Source organism: Schaalia sp. JY-X159 (genome assembly GCF_014525425.1).
In the GTDB taxonomy this organism is placed as follows: Bacteria; Actinomycetota; Actinomycetes; order Actinomycetales; family Actinomycetaceae; genus Scrofimicrobium.
In genome coordinates, this window is the sequence record NZ_JACEXI010000001.1 from 204,268 (window position 1) to 230,618 (window position 26,351).

The 26,351-nt window shown below is 60.6% G+C and carries 20 protein-coding genes; 10 read left to right on the plus strand and 10 right to left on the minus strand.

Annotated elements, in window-relative coordinates:
- Positions 1–553 precede the first annotated feature (553 nt).
- Positions 554–1,906: a hemolysin family protein gene (locus tag IDL90_RS00870; RefSeq protein ID WP_187994015.1), complete on the plus strand. Its 1,353-nt coding sequence runs from the start codon at positions 554–556 to the stop codon at positions 1,904–1,906.
- Here the strand turns inward: IDL90_RS00870 and IDL90_RS00875 are convergent.
- Positions 1,881–2,933: a hypothetical protein gene (locus tag IDL90_RS00875; protein WP_187994016.1), complete on the minus strand. Its 1,053-nt coding sequence runs from the start codon at positions 2,931–2,933 to the stop codon at positions 1,881–1,883. The genes IDL90_RS00870 and IDL90_RS00875 overlap by 26 nt on opposite strands.
- Positions 2,933–5,503 carry a DUF3696 domain-containing protein gene (locus IDL90_RS00880; RefSeq protein ID WP_182140950.1) on the minus strand — a complete coding sequence of 857 codons (2,571 nt, stop codon included), beginning with the start codon at positions 5,501–5,503 and terminating at the stop codon, positions 2,933–2,935. Before IDL90_RS00880 ends, IDL90_RS00875 begins: the two co-directional genes overlap by 1 nt.
- 93 nt (positions 5,504–5,596) lie before the next feature.
- Between IDL90_RS00880 and IDL90_RS00885 the strand changes: the two genes are divergently transcribed.
- Entirely contained in the window at positions 5,597–7,636 is a 2,040-nt protein-coding gene (locus tag IDL90_RS00885; RefSeq protein WP_220458720.1) for a copper-translocating P-type ATPase, read from the plus strand.
- On the opposite strand, the gene IDL90_RS00890 is transcribed toward IDL90_RS00885, so the two are convergent.
- Positions 7,611–8,723, minus strand: coding sequence for a serine hydrolase domain-containing protein (locus IDL90_RS00890; protein ID WP_187994017.1), 1,113 nt, complete (start codon positions 8,721–8,723; stop codon positions 7,611–7,613). The genes IDL90_RS00885 and IDL90_RS00890 overlap by 26 nt on opposite strands.
- Before the next feature lie 87 nt (positions 8,724–8,810).
- Here IDL90_RS00890 and IDL90_RS00895 point away from each other — a divergent pair, with 87 nt between their 5' ends.
- Positions 8,811–9,866, plus strand: coding sequence for a LacI family DNA-binding transcriptional regulator (locus tag IDL90_RS00895; RefSeq protein ID WP_182140947.1), 1,056 nt, complete (start codon positions 8,811–8,813; stop codon positions 9,864–9,866).
- Here the strand turns inward: IDL90_RS00895 and IDL90_RS00900 are convergent.
- The 3 genes from IDL90_RS00900 to IDL90_RS00910 form a co-directional block, all read right to left on the minus strand.
- Entirely contained in the window at positions 9,850–11,310 is a 1,461-nt protein-coding gene (locus IDL90_RS00900; protein WP_187994018.1) for a M81 family metallopeptidase, read from the minus strand. The two genes, IDL90_RS00895 and IDL90_RS00900, sit on opposite strands and share 17 nt — an antisense overlap.
- 76 nt (positions 11,311–11,386) lie before the next feature.
- Positions 11,387–13,420, minus strand: coding sequence for a sucrose-specific PTS transporter subunit IIBC (locus IDL90_RS00905; RefSeq protein ID WP_182140945.1), 2,034 nt, complete (start codon positions 13,418–13,420; stop codon positions 11,387–11,389).
- Positions 13,421–13,515: 95 nt separating this feature from the next.
- Positions 13,516–14,973, minus strand: coding sequence for a glycoside hydrolase family 32 protein (locus tag IDL90_RS00910; RefSeq protein WP_187994019.1), 1,458 nt, complete (start codon positions 14,971–14,973; stop codon positions 13,516–13,518).
- 123 nt (positions 14,974–15,096) lie between these two features.
- Here IDL90_RS00910 and IDL90_RS00915 point away from each other — a divergent pair, with 123 nt between their 5' ends.
- Genes IDL90_RS00915 through IDL90_RS00925 form a run of 3 tightly spaced genes read left to right on the plus strand, consistent with a single transcriptional unit; the run spans position 15,097 to position 19,260 of the window.
- A complete protein-coding gene (locus tag IDL90_RS00915) occupies positions 15,097–16,059 on the plus strand; it encodes a MoxR family ATPase (protein WP_259349470.1) in 963 nt (320 codons plus the stop codon).
- A gap of 41 nt (positions 16,060–16,100) precedes the next feature.
- Complete coding sequence (locus IDL90_RS00920; protein WP_187994020.1) at positions 16,101–17,099, plus strand: DUF58 domain-containing protein; 999 nt, start codon at positions 16,101–16,103, stop codon at positions 17,097–17,099.
- Positions 17,092–19,260: a transglutaminase domain-containing protein gene (locus tag IDL90_RS00925; protein WP_187994021.1), complete on the plus strand. Its 2,169-nt coding sequence runs from the start codon at positions 17,092–17,094 to the stop codon at positions 19,258–19,260. The genes IDL90_RS00920 and IDL90_RS00925 overlap by 8 nt, the downstream gene beginning before the upstream one ends.
- Here the strand turns inward: IDL90_RS00925 and IDL90_RS00930 are convergent.
- On the minus strand, positions 19,238–19,993 hold the full coding sequence (locus IDL90_RS00930; protein WP_187994022.1) for a cytochrome b5-like heme/steroid binding domain-containing protein: 756 nt from the start codon (positions 19,991–19,993) through the stop codon (positions 19,238–19,240). The genes IDL90_RS00925 and IDL90_RS00930 overlap by 23 nt on opposite strands.
- 247 nt (positions 19,994–20,240) lie before the next feature.
- On the opposite strand from IDL90_RS00930, the gene IDL90_RS00935 reads away from it, so the two are divergent.
- Positions 20,241–20,630 carry a hypothetical protein gene (locus IDL90_RS00935; RefSeq protein ID WP_187994023.1) on the plus strand — a complete coding sequence of 130 codons (390 nt, stop codon included), beginning with the start codon at positions 20,241–20,243 and terminating at the stop codon, positions 20,628–20,630.
- A gap of 64 nt (positions 20,631–20,694) precedes the next feature.
- Entirely contained in the window at positions 20,695–20,994 is a 300-nt protein-coding gene (locus IDL90_RS11780; protein WP_187994024.1) for an NAD-dependent epimerase/dehydratase family protein, read from the plus strand.
- Here IDL90_RS11780 and IDL90_RS00945 read toward each other — a convergent pair.
- Positions 20,938–21,585, minus strand: a complete 648-nt coding sequence (locus tag IDL90_RS00945) for a TMEM175 family protein (protein ID WP_187994025.1) — start codon at positions 21,583–21,585, stop codon at positions 20,938–20,940. The genes IDL90_RS11780 and IDL90_RS00945 overlap by 57 nt on opposite strands.
- 125 nt (positions 21,586–21,710) lie before the next feature.
- Between IDL90_RS00945 and IDL90_RS00950 the strand changes: the two genes are divergently transcribed.
- Together IDL90_RS00950 and IDL90_RS00955 are read left to right on the plus strand one after the other, a co-directional pair.
- Complete coding sequence (locus IDL90_RS00950; RefSeq protein WP_187994026.1) at positions 21,711–22,580, plus strand: VOC family protein; 870 nt, start codon at positions 21,711–21,713, stop codon at positions 22,578–22,580.
- A gap of 53 nt (positions 22,581–22,633) precedes the next feature.
- Positions 22,634–23,359, plus strand: coding sequence for a sulfite exporter TauE/SafE family protein (locus IDL90_RS00955; protein WP_187994027.1), 726 nt, complete (start codon positions 22,634–22,636; stop codon positions 23,357–23,359).
- Positions 23,360–23,530: 171 nt separating this feature from the next.
- Here the strand turns inward: IDL90_RS00955 and IDL90_RS00960 are convergent, their stop codons facing one another.
- Positions 23,531–25,600: a DUF222 domain-containing protein gene (locus IDL90_RS00960; protein WP_187994028.1), complete on the minus strand. Its 2,070-nt coding sequence runs from the start codon at positions 25,598–25,600 to the stop codon at positions 23,531–23,533.
- A gap of 149 nt (positions 25,601–25,749) precedes the next feature.
- On the minus strand, positions 25,750–26,313 hold the full coding sequence (locus IDL90_RS00965) for a protein-L-isoaspartate O-methyltransferase (protein ID WP_223175095.1): 564 nt from the start codon (positions 26,311–26,313) through the stop codon (positions 25,750–25,752).
- Positions 26,314–26,351: the final 38 nt, after the last annotated feature.

The following is a 26,351-nucleotide window of genomic DNA, read 5'->3' on the forward strand; positions in this document are numbered from 1 at the left end:
GCTATGCCCTAACCGGCGCGCTAATGCTGGGGCGTCGCGCAGTGATGCGTGTGCTTCCACCTTCGTCGCGGCCATTTCCACCCCAGTCGCCCGCTTTTCGGCTTCCGTGGTGTGTCTACCACCCTCCATGGTGGGCCCTCACGCTTCCACCGTGTGTTTGCCGCCCTCCACGGCGTGAAATGTATACGTGGGGAACGGAAGTCACCTTGGGGTACATACCCCAGAGGCACATTTCGCCCCCACGTATACACTTCATGCTGGGCGGGTGCTTGGAGTGGGTTGGGCGGGTGCTGGGAGTGGGCTGGGCGGGTGCTGGATCTCCGGGGTCCGCCTCTGGCTGACATCACTCTTGTGGCATGAAGACCAGCGATTTTGGCCCCAGATCTTGCCACAATAGTGCGGATAGGTCAGCAGGCGATTTCTGCCTAGGGCAAACCCTCTTGCTCAGGTTGCGAAGCCGCCATGGTTTCGTATGGAATAGGTGGATGGATGATTATCGAAGTACCAACGGCCGACCCACCTGCGTGACCTTCTTGAAGATGGCAGTGACGCAATGAGCGCAGACATCTGGTGGAGCATCGGCCTCGTCTTCCTCTTCATAATCATCGGCGGTATCTTCGCGGGTACCGAAATCGCCCTGGTATCACTGCGACCCAGTCAAATTGACCAGTTGGCCAAGAAGGGCAAGCGGGGTGAGCGGACCGCAGCAATCGCCCGGGACCCGAACCGCTTCCTAGCTGCGGTGCAGATTGGTGTCACCGTGGCAGGGTTCTTCTCCGCAGCCTATGGGGCATCAGCAATTGCGCCCGCCCTCGTCCCACTTCTGACAAGTTGGGGCATGAACACGTCGGTTGCTAACACGGTGGCGCTGATCTTCATGACCCTTCTTATTGCCTACTTTTCACTGGTCCTCGGCGAACTGGTTCCGAAACGCATCGGTTTGCAGCGTTCAACAACAGTTGCGCTCGCCACTGCCCCGACTCTGGGGTCGTTCGCAACGCTGATGAGACCCGTCATCGCTGTCTTGTCCGCTTCGACGAACGCCGTGGTGCGGCTGTTCGGCGGTGATCCCAACAAGACCAGCGAAGAAATGGACGAGGCCGAGCTCCGCGAGGTCGTCACCGGGCACGAAGGCTTGGATGCTGACGAGAGGGGCATTCTCGCTGACGTTTTTGCTGCGGGGGACCACACCTTGGCGGAAGTTATGCAACCTCGTCACGCCGTGGCGTTTCTTGATGCGGACCAAACGGTGGAGGATGCGCTGGCGAATGTCTCCGCACAGCCCTACTCACGCTACCCGGTCCGTGATGGCAACGTTGACAACATCATGGGTTTTGTTCACGTCCGCGACGTTTGGGAGGCGGCGTTCCGTAACCGCGGTGGCGAGCCGATCTACATTCGTGATCTGGTGCGTGACATCGTGGTCCTTCCTGGCTCTAACAGGCTGCTGCCAACTATCACAACCATGCGTGACCAGCGTGTTCACATCGGCCTCGTCATCGATGAGTACGGGGGCACCGACGGGATTGTTACGTTGGAGGACCTGGTTGAGGAACTGGTTGGTGATATTCAGGACGAATACGACGAGGGCGACGCTGAGGTGACCAGTGAGTCGAAACGGGGGCCGTGGTTGGTTCCCGGTGTCCTCACGCTCGAGGACGTCGCTGACGTGACCAGATTGATGCTTCCCGAGGGGCCCTATGAGACTATCGGCGGTTACGTCATGGACAACCTCGATCGCGTTGCCGAAGTTGGGGACTCGGTGACAGTGGTGGTCGAGGACGAATCGTGGACACTTGAGGTCACGGAGGTTGACGGTAACAGGATTGTTGAGGTTCGCGTGCAACCAACCCGGGAGGGCTCTGGACAAGATGAAGCCACTAAGAGGGACGACTCCCGGCCTTGAGTCGCACGATGTGGGTGCCGCGGGCGCGTTTGACCTCCTGCTCACGCGATTCCAGTTCGGCCAGTGCAGCCGGTGACCACCTGTAGGTGAAACCGAAGCTATCGCGGAGGCGAGGCTGGTCAAGACGGTCGAAGCCCGCGGGGACTTCGATTGCCGCACCGGCGCTAAACCGGACGTGGCGGTCGTGGTGCATGTGGCGTGCGCGGGTGGACTCTGCGAATACCACCTGGACGGAGCCGAGGCGCCCCCAGGTGTCTGGGAGGTACTCACGAAGCAGGCGTTCAGCCTCGCGAGCGTCAGAGGGAATCCTCTCCTCGCCGTATTGACCTTCGATGCCGCGCGCGGCGATGAGGACAACTCCCGCTCCCTCGGGGGAGACCTCGTTGAGGTTCTTGAGCATCCAGGTGACGTGTTCATCACCGGTTTCAAACAGTCGGCTCAGCAGATATTTGTCAAAGATGGTGATTTCTTTGCTAACTGAGGCCAGGGGTCCAAAGAGGGAGTTCCACACTTCGCTCCGCGGGGTTCCTTCGGGGAGTCTTCCGGTGTCTACCAGCTCCCGCAGGCCCTGGTAGAGCTGTGAGTCCGCAACCGAGCCGGGAACGGTGATCTCCAAACCTGGGTAAGGCACAGCGTGACCACTGGTCGCATCGGGAAAGAGTCGCCGGTAGGTCTCTTCCCCCAGCACCGAGAGCATTGGCGCACCCTTGGTGAGGCCCTCGATCTCGGCGAGTGTGCTGGCGACCTCGGCATCTGTGATCAGCGGGGGAGTGGAAGCGCTAAGCCTGCCCTGCTTTTTGAGGCTGAGGAGTAGTTGCTGCCACTCCTTTTTCTCCGCTGGAGTCAGGTCTGGCAGTCCCAGGGAGTCGATCCACCGTCCGGCCTCGTCCGAGGACGTGAAGCGCATGACGCCGTGGCGGAGTAGCAGTTCAACCAGGTCACGACGGAGCGCGGGTGCATTGAACCGCGCTTCCGACTGGGTTGTTTCAACCAGCGCGCGCGGCGTGATGTGAACGTTGAGCAGCACTACAAGTCCCCGAAGATTTCATTGAACTGCTCATCGAAGAAGCCGCCTGGCCAGTGGTCGATGAACTCGCCACTTTCGTCGATGCGGAGTTCGCGTATGGAGGCGTTCCCGCCTTCGGCTTGATCAACGTAGAGGAGGAGGACGTCCTCGGGCGTAATCAACTGCTCCTTAATGCGTCGTTGGATCCTCATGATGAGGGTTTCAGAGTGGGTCTCGGCGATGATTTGGTTGCCCCGACCCGCAGGATTTGTTGACTCAATCAAGAGGTCAGCTAGTTCCGCCTGCATGGCTGGGTGGAGGTGGATCTCAGGCTGCTCAACCATGATCACGCTGTTGGTTCGCGCCGAAAGCTCCGTGATGATCGGCAGGACCTGGGAGATTCCGAATCCGACGTCGGCCGGTGTCACATCCACCCCACTCCGGGTATCGGTGAGTACCACCGAAGCGATATCCCCTAGGGTGTCGCGGTGCTTGGGGTGGATGGGGTTGACGACGTCGAGGACGTACGGCACCCCGAGGCGCTGGAGTGCCGCGGACACCTCTTCGCGTTCTGAAGGGTTCTCCAACAGGAAAAACGGCATGTCGAAGATGCCCGCGTTTGCGTTGCGGTGACTGAACCTCTCTGGAGCGCGGCGCAGGGGACCCAGGTACACCATGCGTTGGGCGAGGTTCACGGACTCTTGGGAAAGGGCCTGGAATAGTCGGGTGGTCGCACTCACCGCCTCGCGCCCCCAGGCCTGGTAGGCGGACCCGGATGTTCGGTAGTCAATCTCTGCTCGGAACTGAGGGTTCAGTGTGCCAACCGTGATGCCATCCGGTCGGAAAAGTAGCTCAGGAAACGCGTCGTCAGCTAGGAAGGCGAAGGGTTGTGCGGCATCAGCTAACGCTCCGGCAGCCTCAGTGCCCTGCACCAGGTCAGAGCGGTAGAGGGCGCCCTCCGTGGTGAGAAGTGTGGTGGCTCGCCGAAATGCGTCAACGGGGAGGTAGAAGTCTGGGGCGTGGAAATCGAACCTAAAGCTGTCGTCGCCCAAACCAAGTTTCAACGCTTCCGGCATCCCCGTGTCTTGAGTATGGGGATAGGTGAAACGAACATCAAAGGAGCGCATCCGACGCGGATCCGGCAGGGCCGCATCAGCATCGATGCTTGGGTTGGAGGCAAATGAAATGCCGATGTTCATTGGTTCGCCAAGATCATGGCGATGCAGCAGGCCGGGCAGGCTGCCGAGGTCGACATTGTCACCGGCTGCCGTGAATGCCCCACTGAGAAGCGACTGCTTGAGAAGCAGAAGCGACTGGATCAGGGACGACTTGCCTGCGGAGTTCTTCCCGTAGAGCAGGGTGAGGGGACGCAGGGGAAGCGTGAGGGGCTCCCCGACACTCTTGAAGTTGTGGAGTCGGAGCTCGGTGAGAAGATGGCCCGGGGGTGTGGGCCGAACCTGGTGACGAATCGGTGGGTTCGTCAGGTGCAGTTGCGGTGCATAGCCTTTCGCCTCCAACTCCCATGAGGGGACAAGTGCGGCAAGCCATGGCGGTGCAACCGGTTCTTTGGCCTCGTCTATCCAGTCGACAATAAGTTGCACTACCGAGGCCGCATCGGAGCGAGTTTGCTCAGATCCATCAACGGTGCTGGCTGCAACCATCAGTACCCGGCTTTCACCGTCGGCGCCAAGTTTCTTGGGATCGCGTGCACCCGACAGTACCCACAGGAAAGGTGCGACGTCGCTGCCTAGCTCTGAACCTGGGGGAAGCGTGATGACGGCTTCGAGGCGCCCTTCCTTAGCCAGCTTGCGGCGCACTGTTTGAATCTGTGTGCGGTAGGAAGAAGAGGCGGGCCGAACAACCACGATCCCGCGCCCCGTTGCAGAGATCAACGATGCCACGAGAGCAAGCCAGGTAGCGTTCCCATCAAGGGTGCGCCACTCAGGACCCACTTGTGAGACCAGGCTGGGTGCGATCTCTGCGCTTGAAAGATGTGGGTTGAGGGGCGGCTGGGAGATGACCAGGTCGAACTTGCGCTCGGGTGGGTCGGTGAGAGAGTTTTCGACCTCTATGATCGGATCGACAGCCCCCGCGATAAGGAGACGCATCCGGGTGATGGCGACTGCGTAGGGGTCGGTGTCGATTCCGTAGAGACACTGGGTTTGCCGCGCCACTGCTGCAAGCGTGCCGCCGAGTCCGCAAGCTGGATCCATTGCATTTTGGGCGGATCCGGCCAGTGCCCCGATGAGCTTGTTCAGCGCGGGTGAAGACATGGACTGCAGAGCTGCTCGTGAAGCGAGGGAGGCGCGCGCGTCGAGAAGGGCTTCGAACCGGGCGGAGATGTCTGCGGCCGCAGTGCGGCGCGCATCGTCGTCAATCTCACCGCAGGTGCGTGACGCCAGATCGGACCAGTTCGACGCCAGCGGTTCAATGAGGGCATCTACGTTAATGTCCGCACCAGTGTGCTGCTTCCAGGTGCGAAACAGGGCGGTCAGGGCATAGGTGATGGATGCTTCCGGGGAGCTTGAGCGCTTCGCAAGTAGGACGAGGCTGTCACGCTCCCAAGAAGAGGTTTTCTCTGGTTCAGTCACCTTCGAAGCTTATGGCATGGCAGGGGCACGTTCGCGCTCAGTATGCAACCCATAGGCGAGATCCGCGCTGGGAGCTACCGTGGGGGAATGGAGATGACAGACAGCTCGAGACATGTTCATGAGCATCACGGCGACCACGATGCTCATGCCGGTCATGGTGGCCATGCCCAGCAGTTCCAGCGCCTCTTCTGGATCATGTTTGTCCTGGCAGTGCCTGTGGTGGCGGCGAACGGAATGTTTGCGGACCTGATCGGCTACACACTGCCTGATATGACCTGGATCAAATGGGTTTCGCCGATCCTGGGTACGGTCATGTACTTCTGGGGTGGCTGGCCTTTCCTGAGTGGGGCCATCGACGAAATCAAGTCACGCAAGCCAGGGATGATGCTCTTGATTGGGCTGGCAATCACCGTGGCATTCCTTGCCTCCTGGGGGGCCAGCCTGCACCTGCTCGACCACCAACTCGACTTCTGGTGGGAGTTAGCCTTACTGATCGTCATCATGTTGCTGGGGCACTGGATTGAGATGCGCTCCCTCGCCCAGACAAGTTCCGCCCTCGACAGCCTTGCCGCGCTCTTGCCAGATGAGGCTGAACGAGTCGAGGGTGATGACGTTGTCCCCGTTGCTCCCGCTGACTTGGAAGTAGGCGACGTTGTGGTGGTTCGCCCCGGCGCCTCAGTCCCCGCCGACGGCAAGATAGTTGACGGTTCCGCCTCAATGGATGAGTCAATGATCACCGGAGAATCGAGAACGGTGCGCCGCGAGAGCGGTGACAGTGTTGTCGCTGGGACAATCGCGACCGATTCAGGTCTGCGCGTTGAGATCACCAAGATTGGTGACGACACCGCACTGGCTGGGATCCAAAAGCTGGTTTCCGAAGCACAAAACTCCTCCTCAAGAGCCCAACGCATTGCAGACCGGGCAGCCGGGTGGCTGTTTTGGTTCGCACTGGGTGCGGCCGTCGTTACCGCTGTGGTATGGGCGCTACTCGGCTCCCCGGATGACGCCGTCGTACGGGCAATCACCGTCCTCGTCATTGCCTGCCCTCATGCCCTTGGCCTTGCCATCCCGCTGGTTGTCGCCATCGCCACCGAACGCGCGGCTAGTGCCGGGGTGCTTGTCAAGGATCGCCTCGCCCTCGAATCAATGCGCAAGGTAGACACAGTCCTTTTCGACAAGACAGGCACCCTGACCAAGGGTGAACCCACAGTTACCGCCATTGTCACTGTGAACGGAATGGATGAGGACGAGGTACTCGCACTTGCCGCAGCTGCCGAAGCTGATAGTGAGCACCCGCTGGCCCGCGCAATAACAGGGGCCGCACAGGACCTGTCGGTTCCCAGTGCCGCTGACTTCGCGTCCTCCCCTGCAGTTGGGGTCAAGGCAACGGTTGACGGTAAGACTATCGAGGTGGGCGGACCGAAACTGCTGGACGAACGCGGCCTCGACCAACTTGAGATCGCCGAGGAATGGGGTGATGAGGGCGCCATCATCCTCCACGTAGTCTCCGACGGCAAGGCCATTGGCGCGCTGCGTCTCGAGGACGAACCACGCCCAGAGTCCCGTGACGCCGTGGAAGCACTGCATACCCTTGGCCTAGAGGTCGTCCTCATCACCGGGGATGCCCAGGCAGTTGCCGATACCGTAGCCGAAGAGCTCGGCATAGACCGCGTGTTCGCCGGCGTCCGACCCGAAGATAAGGCTGCCAAAGTCAAGGAGTTGCAAGACGAAGGGCGCATGGTGGCAATGGTTGGTGACGGCGTCAACGACGCACCGGCGCTCGCCCAGGCGGATGTCGGTATTGCGATCGGCGCTGGAACAGAAGTGGCCATTGGCACCGCTGGCGTCATCCTCGCCAGCTCAGATCCACGCTCTGTCCTCTCCGTCATCGACCTGTCAAACGCCACCTATTCCAAGATGAAACAGAACCTCTGGTGGGCCGGGGGATACAACCTGATCTCCGTGCCACTTGCCGCCGGAGTCCTGGCGCCAATCGGCTTTGTGTTGCCCATGAGTATTGGCGCGCTACTAATGTCGGCCTCAACGGTGGTTGTTGCCCTCAACGCCCAGCTTCTGCGTCGTGTCGATCTGAGCCCTGAGTCTTCAACTAAGAAGGCGTTGAAGTCCGCTTAGTTGTTCCGAGGGCGTCCTCGACGGCCTCGCCGAGGAGGTCGACGCGTTCGAACGTACCAAGTCCCCGGGTCACGTATGCCATGGAGTAGTTGCGTGAGGGGACGAACCAACCTCCACTGCCGCCGATGCCACCCATTCCGAACTCTCCGTCGTCAACGCGCAGTCCAAGCGACCACGAGGCCGGTGAGTCAAGGAAGTGGTCGTGACCAGTGGCCTGCGCCGTGAGGAACTCCCGGTACATTTCAGGGCCGAGGTAGTGGGCTACCGCCCCGTCAGTCCTCCCCAGATCATCGTAGAAACGCGCCAGTGAGGTGGCGTTTGTATAAAGCCCAATGGCCGGGAAGGAACAGGCCCGCCACTTCGCAGTGTTTGTGAAGGCGGGGTCGAGGACGCCAACCGGGTTGGAGAGGGCAGCACTTCCGAAGTCGCGCTCCAAATACTCGGCAGTGAACCCGTCGTCGATAATCTCCAAGTCAGCGATTCGGCCTTGGTCACCGGGATTGAGCCCGAAGTGGAGGTCGATGCCCAGTTCTGCTGCCAACGCCTCGGTTGCGGTGGCGACATCGTCGGCTCCCACCGCTGCAAGGGCCCCGTCAATGAGGTGACCGTAGGTTGCAGCATGCTCTGCGATGACCGCACCCGGTTGCCAGCGTGGTTCCTGGTCGATGAGATCCTGGATGAGTGCAGACTTGTCGGTGGGATCTACCTGGAGAGCATACTCAGAAAAGGTCGGTAGACCAGCGGTGTGGCTCAGTATGTGCCTCAATGTGGTGGATTCTTTGCCGCGCGTTGCAAACGTCGGCCACCATCGCTCCACCGGCGTATCCAAATCGAGCAAACCATCACGAACCGCCTTGAGGGCAGCCAGTGCAGCGATCGGCTTGCCAGTCGAATAGGTCATGGCAAGTGTGTCCGGCTGCCAGGGCCGACCTAGGCCAGCGTATCCACCGTGAACCTCAAGCAGGGGGACGCCATCGCGCCACACGCTCAGACTGGCTCCGACCTCATCACCGTCGTTCAGCAGTTGGGTGAAGACGTCGAGGACGCCCTCGAATCCCGGTTCGAGGATTGGCGCGTTGGAGTTCATAAACCAAAGGCTACCGTGTCAAGCATGGCGGAGCCCCTGCGGGACTCACAGCCGTCTAAGATGCAGGTACCGGGAAAGGGCGGTGAGATGCGTAAAGACCAGGAACCGAATCTCGCTGACGTGGCGGCGCTTGCGGGTGTCTCGCCGACCACCGTCTCACGGGTCCTCAACAATCGCGGCTACCTCAGCCAGCAGACCAAAGACAAGGTTGCGGACGCAATCAAGGAACTGAACTACCGGCCGAATGAGGTCGCTCGGGCACTGCTGGGGAGTAAGACAAACATCGTTGGCATCATCGTCCCAACTGTCGCACACCCATTTTTTGGAGAGTTGGCGGCCGCCCTCGAACACCATTTGGCCGAACGTGGCTACCGTGCCCTGCTCTGCAACAGTATGGGTAGAAGTGACCGCGAGCGCGGCTATCTGCGCCAGCTTGAGGGACGGCGCGTTGACGGACTGATCACCGGGGCTCACAATGCCTTGATTCCCGAGTATGAGACAACGCGCCTCCCGATCGTCATGGTTGACCGCAACCTTGCCGGACACATCCCTAACGTGCGGGCAGACAATCGTCAGGGAGGCAGGCTCGCAACCGAACTCCTAATTGCCAGGGGGTGTTCGAGGCCGTTGCTGGTGACATCCTCACTTGGCCCCAGCAACCTGCGTGAGGCAGGCTACCGCGAGGCGGTGGCGGCCGCAGGCATAGAGCCGCTCGCCGTTTCCGTAAAGTTCGGCACACCGGAGCCAGAGTATTCCACCATGTTGCACGCCGGTCTTGAGGATCTGCAGGGCAGTTTTGACGGGGTCTTCGCCACTGATGACCTCACCGCCTGCAATGTGGCGAACTGGGCGCGTTCGCGGGGGCTGCGGGTCCCGGAGGACCTGAAGATTATCGGCTTCGACGGCACCAGCGCTGTGCGAACCGCGGCTGCCTGGCTCTCAACCGTTGTTCAACCGATTGATGCCATGGCGCAGAAGGCGGTGGAACTTCTTGTCGCTCAGATCGATGCCGAGGGCGGAACTCGCGACGATGAGGAGCCCAGCGTCTTTGAACTTCCCGTATCCGTCGTAGAGAGTGCATCAACCAGTCTTGCTTCGAGCGTTGCTACTCCTGAGGTGCCGCCCTCTATCTGGTCAATCTGACCACGGGCCGCAGATCCGGGGCAGCCACGAATGCGTCGAACGGGAACATGGGCCGATCGATTTTGGCGTGTCCCAGCCGCTCTAGGTCTTGGTCCACGCCACCGGGAGTGAGCGCCATCATCCAGCCTCGTTGCGCATCATAGAGGTCCGGTTCAAGGTAGCCGATCTTCACAACCACCACGTCCTCATCACGCGGATCAAGCCTCAATGCAAGGTACTGGTCTAGTTCCGCATACTGGTTGCGCTTCGAGGTAACAATGAGGTCGAGGCCGCCCGTGGTGATCACGGCGGTGAGGCCGCCGCGCGGATCGTCGAAGATCGTCCGCACGTTACCTGTGACCTCCACCGGTCCCGGATCCCGCGAATCGATGTTGCCGCCAACCGGAGTGCTAACTGTGTTTCCCACACCGGCTACCGCGCAAGCCGTGACAGCGTCAGGGTCAAGGATGGAAGCGAGAATGACACTCAGCGTCCCCTCCATAACCGGAGGCCACTTCAGCAGCTCCGCGAGGGCGACGGTAACATCATCCGCACCACCAGCACCCGGATTGTCGCCAGAGTCTGAAATAAAGTAGGGGCGCGGACCAGTGAACGCGGCCTCGAGGCACTCCTGCACGGTCCCAACGGGCGCCACAAACTCGAACTGCTCCCGAGCATCCCAGAATGCCTGTGCGAGGGCGCTTGCCTGTGCCGCCACGTCCTCGGAATCGTCGCCCGTCACGACCACCGCGCCCTTACAGCGGGGCTGGTCGGCCCAAGCAAAGCCGATCCAGATCGCCACATCACGGATGCCGGGGCGGGCCTCGATCGGCGGGATCATTGCATAGAGGCCCTTGGCGGGTTCAATGCGGGTTGAGGTTTTCTCTCCGGGCAGCAGAACAGGGACATGCACCAGGGCCTTCGCGGGTTTGCCACTGCCAGAGATGATGCGCTCTACCAGGTTGCGCGCTGCTCGCTCGCGTGACTCCAGGGCGTCCTCGTGCGGTGCCATGCGGTAGCAGGTCAGCAGGTCACAGCCCTCAAAGAGATCCATGGAGACGTTGCCGTGCAGGTCCATTGAGGCTGAGACTATCGGCTCCTCTCCAACCGCGTCGCGGATTGCTTGGATCAAGTCACCTTCTGCGTCGTCCATCCCTTCCACGCTCATTGCGCCGTGGATGTCGAAAAAGATGCCGTCAAGGGGAGCCAAGCCCGCAAGGCCCGCCGCAATCTCAGTTTTCCAGGATTCGTACGCTGTCCGTTCGACCACACCACCCGGCAGGGCCCGCGCGTGCAGGACAGGCAGCCACTCAACTTGGCGGGCCCAGGACTGATCCATCCATGCGTAGCGCGCAAGCAGCTTCCTCCCACGAGTGACTTGGAAGTCGGCTTCTGTGGAGACGTAGGGCGTGAAGGTGGAAGATTCGATGTGGATGCCGCAGATGGCGATACGTGGTTTAGTCACCGGTCAAGGTTACCGTCACAAAGCTTTCGGCCCGGCCTGCAGGGGATCTGTGCAGGCCGGGCCGAAGGATTCTTAACTAGGCCTCGTCCTCAAGGACTAGAAGTTGTTGGCCGAAGTCAACAGGGCCGACTACCGCGCCCTCGACGTCAGCAAATTTCTTGTGGTTGGTGACCAGGACCGGGGTGATCGGGGAGTATCCGGCGGCTTCGATCGCGTCGCGGTCAAAAGAAACCAAGGGGTCTCCGGCTTTGACCTGAGCGCCGCGCTCCACGTGGACTGTGAAACCTTCGCCCTTCATGTTGACGGTGTCGATACCGATGTGGACCAGCAGTTCGGCGCCGTTGTCGAGCTTCAGGCCGACTGCGTGTCCGGTTGGGAATGTCATGACAACCTTGCCGGAACTCGGGGCTCTGACGATTCCTTCAATTGGGTAGATCCCAATGCCCTTGCCAACTGCGCCGCTGGCGAAGCCGGGATCCGGCACCTGATCCAGTGGCATTGCGATGCCGTGAAGAGGGGAGGCGACAGTTCCGACGGCCTCAACCTCAGTGCGCTCGAGGACCGCAGTTGCAACTGCTGCTGCATCTGTGGCGTCGTAACCAACCGGCATATCGTTACCTTGAATGAGAGCACTAACCGCCGCGGCCTCGTCGATCTTGTCGAAGTCTTCTGCTGCTTCTTGGACGCCCTCGACCAGGTCGGCCTTGCCTCGGGTCTTGCCCCAGAACATCGCCAACCCAAATGCCAGACCGATGGAAACTGCCTGGGCGACGAAGAAGAGCGGGATGTCTTTTGGCACCATGGCGACGAAGCCGAGGATACCGGCAGAACCCAGCGACATCGAGCGCAGGTCGAAGAGGCTTACCAGGGCGGAACCAAAGGCGGAACCGATCATGCCGCAGAAGAAGGCCCAGCGGATTCGAAGGTTGACACCGAAGATGGCTGGCTCGGTGATCCCGAAGAAGGCCGAGGCCGAGGCCGCGCCTGCCAGACCCTTGATCTTCTGATTCTTCACCAGGAGGAAAATCGCTAGTGCAGCGGCTGCCTGAGCGGAGTTGGCCATGGAGGCAATCGGCAGAACGAACGAGCCGCCCGTTGAAGCAACATCAGCGATGAGCGGCAACTCGATGGCAGGGAAGGACTGGTGCAGACCGGTGATAACGATCGGGGAGTAAACCAACCCGAAGACGAAGCCGCCAACTGGACCGCCGTTTGTGTACAACCACAGGAGACCCTCGGTAAGACCGTTAGCAACGATTCGCATGAACGGACCAACAATGACGAAGGCAAGGAACCCGGTGACGATCATTGTAACCAGCGGGGTAACCAGGAAGTCGGTGGTGCCCTTGAGGCGCTTGTGCAGCCACTTCTCAATGGTTGCCAGCAGCCAGGCAACAGCAATCATTGGGATGACTTGCCCCTGGTAGCCGACCTTGGTGACGGTGAGCCCGAACAGTTGCCAGGCCTCCATGCCTCCAGCAGCGGCCACATCGACCTGGGCGTAGGCGTTGATCAGTTCGGAAGAAACCATGGCGGCGCCCATCGCGGCGCCGAGGTAGGGGTTGCCACCAAAACGTTTGACGGCCGAGAAGCCGATCAGTACGGGCAGGGAGGCGAACGCCGCGGAGGCAACCAGCTGGATCAGCGCCGCATAGTCGGTGAGCCAAGGCCACAGCTCAATCAGCGATTGGGGTCCAAACAGACCCTGAGCGGTCATGATGTTGTTGAGGGACATCATGAGGCCGCCGGCTACCAGCGCGGGAAGCATCGGCACGAAAATGTCGGCGATAGTCTTGATGAAACGTGAGAAGACGTTCTGCTTCTCAGCAGCTACGCCCTTTGCTTCATCTTTGGAGACTTCCCGGACACCTTTGTCAGCGAGGTTCTTGTAAACGATATTGACATCGCCGGGGCCGATGATGATCTGAAACATACCCCCGGCAGCAAAGGTGCCCTTGATGTCGGGGTCGTTATCCAGTGTCTTCTGATCGATCTTGTCGTTGTCGACAAGGACAAGCCGGAGGCGTGTGGCGCAGTGCGCTGCCGCCGAAATATTCTCTGGGCCGCCGACGGCGTCTAACACCGTCGCAGCGACTCGACTATGGTCCATATGCTGTTCCTCCCTGAACTGCCCGGGGTCTGTCCCCAACACCAGTGTGTCAATCGTATGACAGGTCTGTCAATCGATTGACAGAATGGCCTGCGTCACATTGATAGTATGGCCGCTTGTGCGCGGACAAGTGTGGTTTTGCCGCCGATTTGGACGCGGAACCCATCGGGGTCTAGATAGCTGCGCATCGTGAAGGCTGTGTGGCCGTCGCCCACGAATATTTCCGTGACAGATCGGTCGTGAACGACCTTGACTTTGCGGGTCCCCGCCGCGGGGATCGTGATTTCACGCCTATCTCCGTGCGGGTAGTGCGTGGAGGAGCGGTCGACCATCATCGTGTCGTCGGCAAACGCAATGCGAACGTGAGCGCCGTCTGGCTTTCCCAATATGATGTGCCAAGCGTCGTCGCCCGCAACCTCTAGGTCGAGGACGAAACTGCGCTGGTCAGCCAACTCTGCAAAGTCGACCTCCTCACCCTTGACCGCCGTGCCCGACGCAAGCTGTACGCGCGTATCGGGCTCCACGAAACGCTCAAGGCGCGGGGACTGGTAGATTCGCCCATCCCGAAGCGTCAGGTCCCGCGCGGTGGTCAGCATGTGGACCCAGCCATAGTCGCGCAGCGAGGGCTGGTTGTCTTCGGAGGCGTTCCCGACCCACCCCACCAGGAGGGGAGTTGTCGCGTCCTCGTCCGGTCCGAAGGTGAAGACCTGCGGTGCATAGAACTCGAACCCGCTATCCAGCTCAATGAAGTCTGAGGTCGGCGTAAAGTGGCGCCCCTCAAGATGTCCGACCACATACCCGCAGGCAAAGATGTTGCGGAACTGGTGGTCTTCGGCATCGATTCCCTGAGGCGAAAACAGCAGGACGTCAAACTCTTCGCCGGTTGCTTCGTCCGCCAACTGCAGGACGTTGGGGCATTCCCACATATAGCCGAAGTGCTCGTAGCCTTCCCCTTCAACTTCGAGTTCGCCCGACAGCTCCCAGTTCTCTAGGTCGTCGGAGGTGTAAACCAGAATTGCCCCGCTGAGATCTTCCCTCTGTGCGCCCAGGTACATCACGTAGCCATCGCCGGCTGGCACGACGAAGGGGTCGCGGATATGGGCTGTGTATCCGGGGGGAGGTCCTGAGATGAGCGGGTTTGCCGCAAGTTTCTCAAAAGTCTTGAAATCGCGAGTGGTGACTGCACACTGGTATGCCTCCCGAACGCCCTCGTCCGTCTTGACGTTGCCCGTGTAGTGCAGCCACGTGACGTCACCGCGTTGAATAGCTCCGCCGGAGTAGACCCCGCTTCGGTCGAACCAGTCCGTGGGCGTGATGGCCGGGTCGTGTTGAGTCCAGTTGACCAGGTCCGAGGACGTTGCGTGGCCCCAGGCAATCAACTTGCCGGTGGGGAAAAATGGGCCGAACTGGTAGAAGACGTGGTAGACGCCATTGTCGACGATGAGGCCGTTGGGGTCGTTGAGGCGTCCCACCGGGGGAGCCACGTGGAACCGTGGATAGTTGGGGTCGGATGCGGCGTTGGAGTCCGCAATTGCGCGCTTGGTTTGAGCCATAAAGTCTGTGTAGGAGATCACAAGCCACAGTGTGTCAAAGGTTTAGCAGAGAGTCAAGGGGTACTGACACTCCCTGTCACAAGCCCCGGAGCACCGTTACCCTTTTGCTAGGAGGAACCCACTTTGGCACAACAAACCAATGACCTCGACTATGTAGGCGACATCGCAAGGCGACTTGCCCGATCGATGGGCCGTGTCCTTAGCGGTCAATCGGGTCCAATAGAAGCGGCCATCACCACACTGTTTGCAGGTGGACACCTGTTGATCGAGGATGTTCCCGGCGTCGGCAAGACGACGCTGGCCGCCGCGTTGGCAAAGTCCCTGGATGCCGGAATGCGGCGCGTCCAGTTCACCTCCGATATGCTCCCCACCGACGTGACGGGTCTTTCCATTTACGATCCCGGTGACCAGCGGTTCCATTTCCACCCCGGACCGGTGTTTACAAACGTGGTCATCGCGGATGAAATCAACCGTGCCACCCCCAAGACGCAGTCAGCACTTCTTGAGGCGATGGGTGAGGGGTCAGTGACAGTCGACGGTCAGACATATCGCCTACCAGCCCCGTTCACCGTTGCCGCTACGCAGAATCCCCAAGATATGGAGGGAACGTTCGCCCTTCCCGAGGCGCAGAGGGATCGCTTCATGACCCGTGTTTCCCTGGGGTACCCCGATGTACGTTCGGAGATTGCCATGCTGGCAGACCGCGGCGGTCGCGATCCGCTCGACGGCGTCACAGCTGTTGCCACCGTCGATGACGTGGTTGCCGCGCAGCACGCCGTCGCGCGGGTCGCCCTGTCTGATGAGGCAGCCCGCTACCTAGTGCAGATTGTTGGGGGGACGAGGTCGCATTCCGGACTCGTCCTCGGCGGCAGTCCGCGCGCAAGCCTGCACCTAGCGAAGATGGCTCGGGCACGGGCCGCAATCCGCGGACGCGCATTCGTTGCCCCCGACGACATCGCCGTTCTGGCGGGAAGCGTACTCACGCACCGCCTAACAGTTGCGGGTCGTTTCGGGTCCGTGAGTGAGGCCCACAATGCAGCGTCGGCGATTGTGGCCGAGGTCGTGGCAGGGACACCCACGCGATGAGGGCCCCGCTCAACCTCACAGCGCGCGGTTGGGCGTTTCTGATGAGCGCGGCCGCTCTTGGTTGCGGCGCCCATTTTGTGCAGCTGCGTGACACCTGGTATCTGGTGGCATTCCTGGCAGCACTCGTCTTTGTCGGGTTGGGATCAGCCGTGGCACTGCCACTAGTTGCCCGCCCTCGTCTGCACCTGTCAGTTTCGAGTCGTCTTCCCACAGTTGATGAGGACATAGCAGTTGGCATTCACCTGCGTGTGGCGGTTGGTGGGGTGGTCACTGTGACGGCGCATCTCGGAGGCAGCGCCGAGTCCATACCTATCAAGACCCGCCGCGGCAAATCGACAACCGCCACCGTGCGCTGGGTGCCGAGAAACCGCGGCCCAGTCCGCATGGTGGTATCTTCCCTAGAGTTCAGGGAACCACTTGGCATCGCCGTGCGCAGACTGCGCGTTCGTGAGTCAGAGGAACTGTTGGTGCTGCCGGCGGAGTTAGGTGGACTGAAGGAGGTGGCGTGGGGCAGTGGCTCCGAGGACAACCAGGCTAATTTGAATGGTATGGGCGTCCCCGGAGGTGCGGTGCGCGACTACCAGGCAGGTGACCCGCAGCGGCAGGTCCACTGGAAACAGAGTGCACGGCAGGGGTCTCTGCTGGTGAACCTACATGAGGACGATGCCGTTCAGACTGAGAATCTGCACCTTGTCACTGACGCAGCCGCATACGCAAGTAGCGAAGATTTTGAAACTGCCGTGCGGGCCGCCGCGACCATTGGCTGCGAGTGGCTGCGGTGCGGGGTACAGGTGAGACTGACGGTCGGTAGTTCAACTCCCCAATTGTTCACGGAAGAAGAATCCCTCCTCGTGGCGCTCGCCCTCGTACAACCGAGTGGGGACGCCACCCCATCTCTCGACAGGGGGGTCGTTGTGACCGGGGTCCACCCGCCGGACTCTCTTGCCTCACGACCGGGCGGTACTGTCGTCGCTGTTGGCCATGTGACGGTGCCGGCGGGGTGGGAGCTTGTGGTGGTTGAAGGCGGCGCCAGTGACTGAAGCAGAACCTCGGAACGGTACTTCTGCCCTGGTTGTGCTGGCTTCCACCGCGGTGCTTACGGCCCTGTGGTACCTAGTGTTGACGTCCATGACGGCGCTGATGGAGCCTGGGCCATGGTTGCATAGTGCTTTCGCCGTGGCCGCCACGACCACCATTGTTACGGGTCTCCTCAAAACGCTTTCCTGGTACACGGCGGCTGCCCTCGGCGGAGCCATGGCGGGGCTCGGAGTGGTGGTGTACCGCGCAGGCACATGGCTCACCGACCCGGCGTCCCTGTTCGCGATGGCGCGCGTCGACATCATCGAGGGCGTGGCTCCCATGGTGGCCTCGCAGCCACTTGAGGCCCTGCTCCTAGTGTTTACGTTCCTCGCCTCGGTGATTGTGGCTCTGATCTTTGTGGGAGCGCCAGCAATCGCAGGGATTGCAACATCACTTCTTCTTCTGGTGCCGTACGCCGTGACAGGAGTGTCGGTGGGCGGGGAAACCCTGCTGCTGGCGGGTCTCGCCCTCGTGGTGTTGGTGTGGCTCGGGGCGTCGCGACTCAATCTGGCGGGCCTGGTTGGCGCAGCGGCAGCCTTAGGGATCGCCGCCGCAGTGGTAGCCGTTGCACCGATTCCGCGTGACCGCGTCTGGAACGAGTCGCTGATGCTGGGCCCCGTGAGCGGTTCGGGTGTCGACGTCACGATCGCCCTCGCCGAGGATCTGCGGCAACCCAGTCCCACCGTGGCATTCACCTACACAAACACCGCCGGTGGCCCGACGCGCTTCAAGCTGGCGACTCTTGCCGAGTTTTCCTCGACCGGGAGGTGGTATCCCCAAGAGGAGGCGGCCGAAGGCGACCTCGACGTAGAGACGCGCCGGAGCGCGGTGGAGCAGCCGCCCTCGCCCGTCCCAGAGCAACTACAGGCGGTAGTTGAAGTGGAGATCGTGGGGTTAGTGAGCTCCTGGCTGCCCCTGCCTGACTCGTCTTCTCAGCAAGTTACCGGTGGTGGGGGTGGGTTTAACCCGCAGGAGTGGATTTGGCGCGAAGAGTCGAACACCGCGCATTCGGACGTGGCAGTCACCCGCGGTGGCAACCGCTACATGGCGCTAGCGGAACCCGTACAACCGACCGGCGAGGTCGCGCAGGGCGGAGCTGAGCAGTACCTGGAATTGCCCGAGGACGTTCCCCAGGCGATTCGAGCCGCGGCGCAGGAAGTAACGCAGGGAAGTGAAGACCCCCTCCAGGCTGCCTCCGCCCTTGAGGGCTGGTTCCGTTCCGGCGACTTCACCTATGACGAATCAGCCCCTTACTCGCCAGGAACTGACAACCCGTTCTCGGTGATGGAGGCTTTTCTTGAGACCAGGAGTGGCTTCTGCGTCCATTTTGCCTCCACATTTGCAGTTATGGCCCGCAGTGTTGGGATTCCAACGCGGGTTGCAGTCGGATACGTCAGCGGGTCTGAACCCGGTTCGCAGACCTCGGTGCGTAACAACGAGTTGCACGCGTGGCCGGAGATCTACCAGGACGGCTTCGGCTGGGTCGCTTTTGAGCCAACTCCAGGTGGCGCCGGGGTGCGCGCTGAAACGGGCGACGACGTGCCCGTAGAACCTGAGGTCGAAGAAGAAGCACCGGAGACTCCAGACGCGGCCAATCCTCAGCGGGAAGAGATCCCGGAGGAGGACGTCACCGCCGACGATGCGGCCAACCCAGTGGAGAGTTCCGAGGGTGTCGTTGAGGGAGAGAGCCTGGCGGGACTGGTGTGGCTTCTAGTCGCCCTCATTGCCCTGGTAGTACTCACTCCAGCAACAACTCGCTGGATCAAGAGAGTTCATCGGTTGCGGGGTGTGTCCGCCCAAATGGCTTGGGCAGAGTTCGAGGACACGGCGATTGACTTGGGTCTCATGGGCGCACTCCGAGCCCAGACCACCGATGCCCTGGTGGAGGACCTGGGTGAGAGGGGCATTTTGAGCGCCGGGAGCGCGCAGTACCTAGCCGATGCAGCCAATGCTGAACGCTACGGAACGCCTGCGTCCCCTATCCCTAGCTCAGCACTGCAATCCGCCCTCGACGCCTGCGTTGCGGAACTACGCGCCCATGCGTCGCGCTCACAACGCTTCCTTGCGGTTTTTTGGCCGAGGTCGCTGTGGGACAGGCCTACCCCAACTCGCCGATCTTGAAGCCTGCCAGTTCACGCTGTGCTTCGGCGTTGCTGCCGTGCTGGCGCTGGAATGCTGCGGTGGCGTCGGTGCCGCACAGCGCTTCGATTTCTCGAGATCCGCCGGGGTGTTCTGAAATCCACTCGGTGAGGTCGTAAACGGATCCGTCGACGGAGGCCCAGCACGAAGTGGCGTCTGAGTTCTGCGCAACCTGCGCTGCGGTGAACGTCGTAGCCGGGGAAGCGGACTGCGACTCGGCTGCCTGCTCGTCCTCGACGGTTCCTTTCTCGTCCTCGACGGCTGTGCTCTCTGATTGCGAAGTTGTGCCGCCCCACGCTGCTTCCGCCCCGCTGTGTCCGGTCAGCACGGTGAAGATTAGGGTTGCCACAACCAGGACCACGGTGACGATTGAGGACGCCCAGACGATGCGGGACTCCTGCTCATTGTCGCGCTCTTGATGTTGCAGAAGCCACCAGACGATCGCGGAGACACTGAGCGCAGCGGCTGTCCACACCAGAATCGTTCCCAGGGTTGCGTGGCGGGCAGGTAGGCCAATGGTTTCTGCGAAGGCATTTCCGGTCAGGACTGCTGCGACAGCACCAAGGGTGCCGACGACCAATCCCGCCACGGCCAGCCACGCGTAGTGGGGGCGCCACTTGCGAACGAAGATCAGTAGCACAAGGGCAATGGCAGACAGTGGAATCAGAACAACGGGCGCGTGAACGACCAGGGGGTGTAGTGGCAGTCCGCCCATGATTTATGTGCCTTTCCGACGGGGTTGAATGGTTTGAAGCTACGCGGTACGCCGCGACTCGTCAACAGATTCTCACCGCGGGCGCCCCTTTGGGCGAATACCGCAAAATCCAGGTAAAGGTCAGGCACGCCGTGATTCGCGTAGCGTGGGGGCATGGAGATTAAAGCTGAAGTAGGGGATTTCCTGCGTTCCCGCCGAAGTGATTGAATAAATCCTGTTGCACTGACCCCTAGAACCCGCCGACTTTGTGGCGGCAAACTCCCTTGGACGTGCTCTCTATGCGCCTCTGCTTGGTGACCCTGACAGCAAGCAGAACACTGCACGGTTCACTTTCCTCAACCCTGCATCCAGAGACTTTTTCCCAGACTGGGAAGAGAACGCCGATGCAATAGCCGCCACGCTTCGAACCTATGTGGGGCAGAACCCCGACGACGAGGCACTGGCAGCCCTGATTGCGGAGCTCGTTGAACGAAGTGAAGATTTCAGAGTTCGATGGGAAGAACACAATGTGAGGCATCACCGAGCGGGCCTGAAACGGGTGAATCATCCAGAGGTAGGGGAGATGGAGTTCTCTTACCAGGTCATGAACCTCCCCGCTAACCCAGAGATCGAGGCAGCTGTTGGCATGCACCGCTGATGGGTGGACTAGCAGTTCCTGGGCCGGACCCGTATAGCGTTCAGAGCATAATCCGGATCCAGACGTGAACTCCATACTCGTCATTGGCGCTTCCGGCAGCATCGGACGACTTGTGGTTGATGAGCTGGTTCAAAGAGGGGCAGCCGTTAGGGTCATGGTCCGCGCGGGGTCCAGTGCTGGATTCCCTCAGAGCACCGACATCACTGATCCCACCGCGGTAAAGGACGTTCTCGACCCAGACACTCAGCCGCTTACTGACGAACCTGCACGGGTCTTAGCTGGTGCGTCGGCAAGCTTAGAGCCAACGCTATGCGGTCCTTTGTGGGGGCATCAATCGGCGAACGATCCTTTGAACCGGGTCTGACAGGAGCATGACGAATAGCGAGTAGTAGCCAACGACAGGGAAAACCACTGCTAACACAAGTGCGACTGTAAAAAGCAAGACCAGAGAGATGTCAATCGCGGCACCATTAGTGACTTCCTGGTCCCCGCCGGTACGCAGGTTCGGATGATTGCGGACGTAGAGCCGCACTGCCAGTGACATGAGAGAAGTCAGGATCAAACTTCCGATGTAGAGGACTCTCGCGAGAATGTCGTCATCTGCCATTCGCCCCGTAATCGCGGTTGCTATTGGGAGCCAAACTATGGTTAGTACCCAGCCTGCGAGCAGCCACAGGAGTGGTTCGGTGACCCTTTCTACAACCGAGAACAGCCGCAGATTGATCATCCAAAACATCATGATCAGCACGAAACTGATCAGAAAGCTGGTGATTTGCCCACGCTGGCCCACGAGCCATGTGAGCGTGTCGTCGCCGCTGCGTGCTGCGTCTCCCAAACTGTCCATGAGCGGCAGGATCAGCAAGGTAAGTGCGATGGCGACAACCGCATCAATGAAGGCTTTTGGACGCTCGATGCCATAGCCCATCTTGGCTTCGGCCATCGATTCTGGTGTCATGTCCAGAGTCTACTGCCGTCGACTTTCCCCGGGTTGGACACCGGGTGGTCATCCTTCACGGACCGCATGGGCTAGTGGACAATTGACTGTGTGTACTGTGCCCGCGCGATAGACCGGAGGAAGCCATGCAGCGGATCGTTCCCAACCTGTGGTTCACGGCAAATGCTGAAGAAGCGGTTGGCTTCTACAGGCGGACTTTCCCTGACTTCAAGGTCCTTGCGACCGAATACTATCCAACCGAGGGGCTCCTAGACTTCCAGGTTCCTTTCGCAGGCCAGATTCTAACGATTGAGTTTGAGATTGCCGGTTTTCGTTTCATCGCTATCAACGCCGGCGAGGAGTTCCGCCCTAACCCAACAGTGTCATTTTTCGTGCGCTTTGAACCCGGCGAGGCACACCAGTTGCGCAACTTGCACGCCAGCTTGGTCGAGGGCGGGAGGGAACTTATGCCACTCGACAGTTACCGATTCAGTCCACAGTATGCGTGGGTTGAGGATAAGTTTGGGGTGTCGTGGCAGTTGATCACGTCGGACCAGGAACGTCCTCGGATCATGCCCAACATACTCTTCTGCGGACCCCAGCAGGGGCGTGCTGACGAAGCGGTCAACTTCTATACCTCACTGTTCCGCGGCAAGAGGGCACTGACTGAGCCCTACCCGGATGACGCCGGCAGCCTAGCGGGTCAGCTCATGTATGCGGAGTTCGTCTTGTTGTATCAGTGGTTCATTGCCATGGATGGAGACGACCCGCAATGGTCGTTTTCACCAGGGGTCTCACTTATGGTGGAGTGCACGGATCAGGCAGAGATTGACTACTACTGGGAAGGCTTGAGCAAGGTCCCCGAAGCCGAGGCTTGCGGGTGGTGTGTAGATCAGTTCGGGTTGAGTTGGCAGATCGTGCCCGAGCGGATTGATGACATGATGGCTGCCGCTGGCGCGTACCAGCGTCTCTTGGAGATGAAGAAGATTGACATCAATGAGCTTCTCGGGCGGTGACTTGGTCGCGGATTAGTCGTTCGGTCTCCTCGCGATAGGCTGGTTCGGGAGGAATGTTGTCGATCATTGTTATTGCCGTAGCTGTTCTAGTGGGTTGTTTTGCTCAGGCTGCCGCTGGTACGGGCCTGGGACTCATTGCTGGCGGCACCTTGGTTTCTGTGCTTGGCCGGGAGCCATCAATCATGCTGCTGACGTTGATCTCTGTACCCATGATGTTGGCGGTAGGGTGGCAGAACCGCGCGGGTATCCACTGGTCGAAGGCGTTGATCATGGGTGGAACGGCACTGGTGTTGTCTCCTCCGCTGGCGATAGGGCTGCGTGCTTTGAATCAGTCGGTGCTAATGATTGTGTGTGGGGTTCTCATTTTGGTGTCCGTTGCATTGCTCTACTTCGGCTTCTCATCGACGAAGCTGGTCGGGAAGAGGGGAGCTGTGCTTGCGGGCTCACTGACTTCTCTGTTGAACATGCTTTCTGGCACCGGCGGGCCTCCGGCGGCGATCTATGCGGTTAATTCGGGGTGGGATGCGACGACGACGCGGGGGACACTGCAGGTTGTCTTCTTCATGGTGGGTGTCGGCACGGTCGCGTCGCTGGGTGTCTCGCACTGGGAGCCGGAAGTGGTGATTGCGGCGGCTGGAGCGGCGCTGATGGGCACGGTGGCGGGAATGCTATCAGCGAAGCGGGTTCCGGCAGAGTACGCGCGCCTGGCTATCTTGGCGCTCGCGACGCTCGGCGGGTTCACGGTCCTGGGCTCGGGGATAGGACAGCTCGCGGCCTGACGAGCCGGCGCCGCTGGTGGACGACGAGGCGGCGTCACTGGTGGACGACGAGGCGGTGCGGCTGGAGGATTAGGACGCTGCGCTGAAGTCTGCGAGTCCTCCAGCCTCCCGTTCGGATGAATCAGCAGTGCACGCCCCGCTGGTTTGGCGGGCGTGGTTTGGCGGGCGTGGTTAGGCGGCGTGGTTCCACAGTGTTGGTGGCGCGTCGTGTTTATTGGGCGGCTCTCCAGGTTGGCCTAGTGGCGCGCCTTGTTGACCTGGCTCCCTACCGTGTTGGTCTGGTGGCGGGCTGGTTTGGTTGCGTGGCGGGTCGGTCTTGCTCGGTGGAGGGTTGGGCTCTTGAGCCGGTTCTCCGGTTTGGCGTGGCGGCTCACTGTGTTGGTTTGGTGGCTTGTTTTCGGGGGTTTGGACGCGTGTGGTTGGTTGCCATTTTTGTGTGGGGTCTTTCCAGTGGGGTGGTTTGATTTGGGGTGTCCCGTTTTTCATTTGGATGTTCCAGGGGCCGTGTTCGATGTGGCGGTGGTGTCCGTGGCAGAGGAGGACGCCGTTGTCGGTGTGGGTTTTGCCGCCTTGGGCGTGGGGGGTGACGTGGTGGACTTCGCACCATTGGGCGGGGGTGTCGCAGCCGGGGATGATGCAGCCGCCGTCGCGGGCGAGGATGACGCGTTTTTGGTGGTTGGTGAAGACTCTTTGGGTGTTGCCTAGTTCGGTGATTTTGCCTTGGGGGTCGGTGGCGTAGAACTGGATGGCTCCGGTGCAGGCGGCGTGTTCGATGGCGAGGTTGGAGATGGTGAGGGGGCCTTGGTTGGTGTGGATGAGGCCGGGGCGCCGGTTTTGTAGGGCTTGGCGACTGGTTTGCATCATGACTACGGTGCCTGATCCGCCCAGGAGGGGTGTGCCGGGTTGACCGGTTTTGATGAGGTTGGTGGTGTGGGTGGCGGCGCTGGAGGCAACTGTGATGATGGAGGCGAAAGCGTCGTGGCGTTTTTGTGCGGGGCTGCGCTGGTCCCAAACCCCACCAGCATTGTCACTACTGTTGCTGGCCGGGTCGCCACTGTTGTTGGAGTGGGTGCGGGCCGGGCCGCTGCTGCTGTTGTGGGCCTGGTCGCCACTGCTATGGGCGTTGTCGCTGCTGTTGGCCTGGTTGGTGGGGTCCCAGTGGTGGCGTGTTCTGGGGGAGGTGATGGTGTTGAGCATGGTTTCTAGGTGGGCGGCGATTTCTGGGGTGAGGTTGGCGCGTAGGGGGATGAGTCCGTGTGCTTCTTGGCCGATGGTGAGGAAGCGTTTACTGGTGGTGTGGTAGTCGGCTTCAACTATTTGGCGGGGGTCCCAGAGGTCGGCTGCTTGGCTGCAGGCGCGACGTATTTCATCTAGGTGAGCGCCACTAAAACCCACACTGGCAGGACCCAAACCGATGCCGGTGCCAGTGCCAGTGCCAGTGCCAGTGACGGTGTCAGTGTCAGTGCCGGTGGTTGTAGCGGTGTTTCTGGTAGGGAGATTGTTGTTGTGGAGGTGTTGGGCAACATCGTGGTAGTTGCGGTTGTCACCTGGTAGGCCGAGGGCGGTTCCAACTAGTTGACCTTCCATGTCACAGGTGTGGGTGCCACCGCGTTTGTCATGTTGGGTCAGAGTGTCAACAATGCGGAGGGCGCCTGCTTCACTAAGACCCCCACTTTCAAGGGCTAAAGCCACTAACTCAAATGTTGCACCACGCCCCAAAACACGGCCGCTGTCGGGGTCACTGCCAACCTCAGGGCCACTGCCACTGCCAGCAGCGTTGGTATCGGTATCGGTGAGGTTGTCGCAGCTGTCGGTGTTGGTACCAGGGTTAGTGGAGGGGTGGGTTTGCGGCAGGGTTGCTTCGGCAAGGCGGAGGCGGGCGCGCGCCTCAGTAATGCTGCAACCGGTTAGGTCGCGTACCAGTGCAGCGCCCCCGGTGAATCCGGCCATGGCCCCACCATTGAGGGCCCCACTCTTCAAACGTTGATCCAGCACTCCCGCACACCCGGTACCAATGGCTTGCAGGCGTTTGACCAACACAGCAGTAATCTGGGCTAACTCTAAGACCTGCGAGTTGGGTGCCCCCATGATGTCAGTGATCGCCGGTAAACCGGCTCCCACCGCGGCCAAATCAGTAATGACCCCAACCAAGCCCGCGGGAATGTCCGCTGCTGGTCCGGCCGAGAAGCTGGCCGCCGGGACCGCCCTACCCTCAACAATGCCCTCTATAAGACTGGTCAAGATCATCACCTCCTCACAAGTAGGACCGAACAAGTAGAACACCTGTTCGATAAACCAACCCTACGAGCCACCTCCGACATCAACCCCCCAAAACCACCACCCCCACACCAAACAGTGACTCACCTCACAAAAACGGGGGCGTGGGGGAGTCACGGAATCAGCGGAACAAAACTGTAAAAGCCGTGATTACTGGAGGTTATCCGACCTTCAGGATCCTTGCGGACGGCCACCATCACGGATGCGACGGGAACAACCAACACGCCTCCAGGCCCCAACTGGTCGACCAGTTCCCGTGGCAGGTCCCGCGCCATCGCAGAGACCAGAATGCGATCAAACGGGCCCTGATCCGGAAGGCCGAGGACGCCCTCGACGGCTTGGTGCATTTCAACCTGAGGCCACGGTGCGAGCGCTTCTCCGGAACGCTCGACCAGCTGCGGGATTCTCTCCACCGCATAAACCTCTCCCGATTCCCCGACCAGCTCGGCCAGCAGGGCACTTGTCCAACCCGATCCGGAACCGACATCGAGGACGCGCGCACCGCGGGGCACATCCAGCAGTTCAAGCATGTTGAGCACGGTGGTCGGTTGAGAGTTGGTGACGCCGTAGCCAATGGGTAGGGGGACGTCGGCATCGGCATGGGCGCGCTGACCAGCAGGAAGAAATAGTTCGCGAGGCGCCCCAACTAGTGCGAAAGAGAGTGCATCGTCCATCATCCCTCCATTCTGCAGCGCTGGGAATTACCCCGACTCTA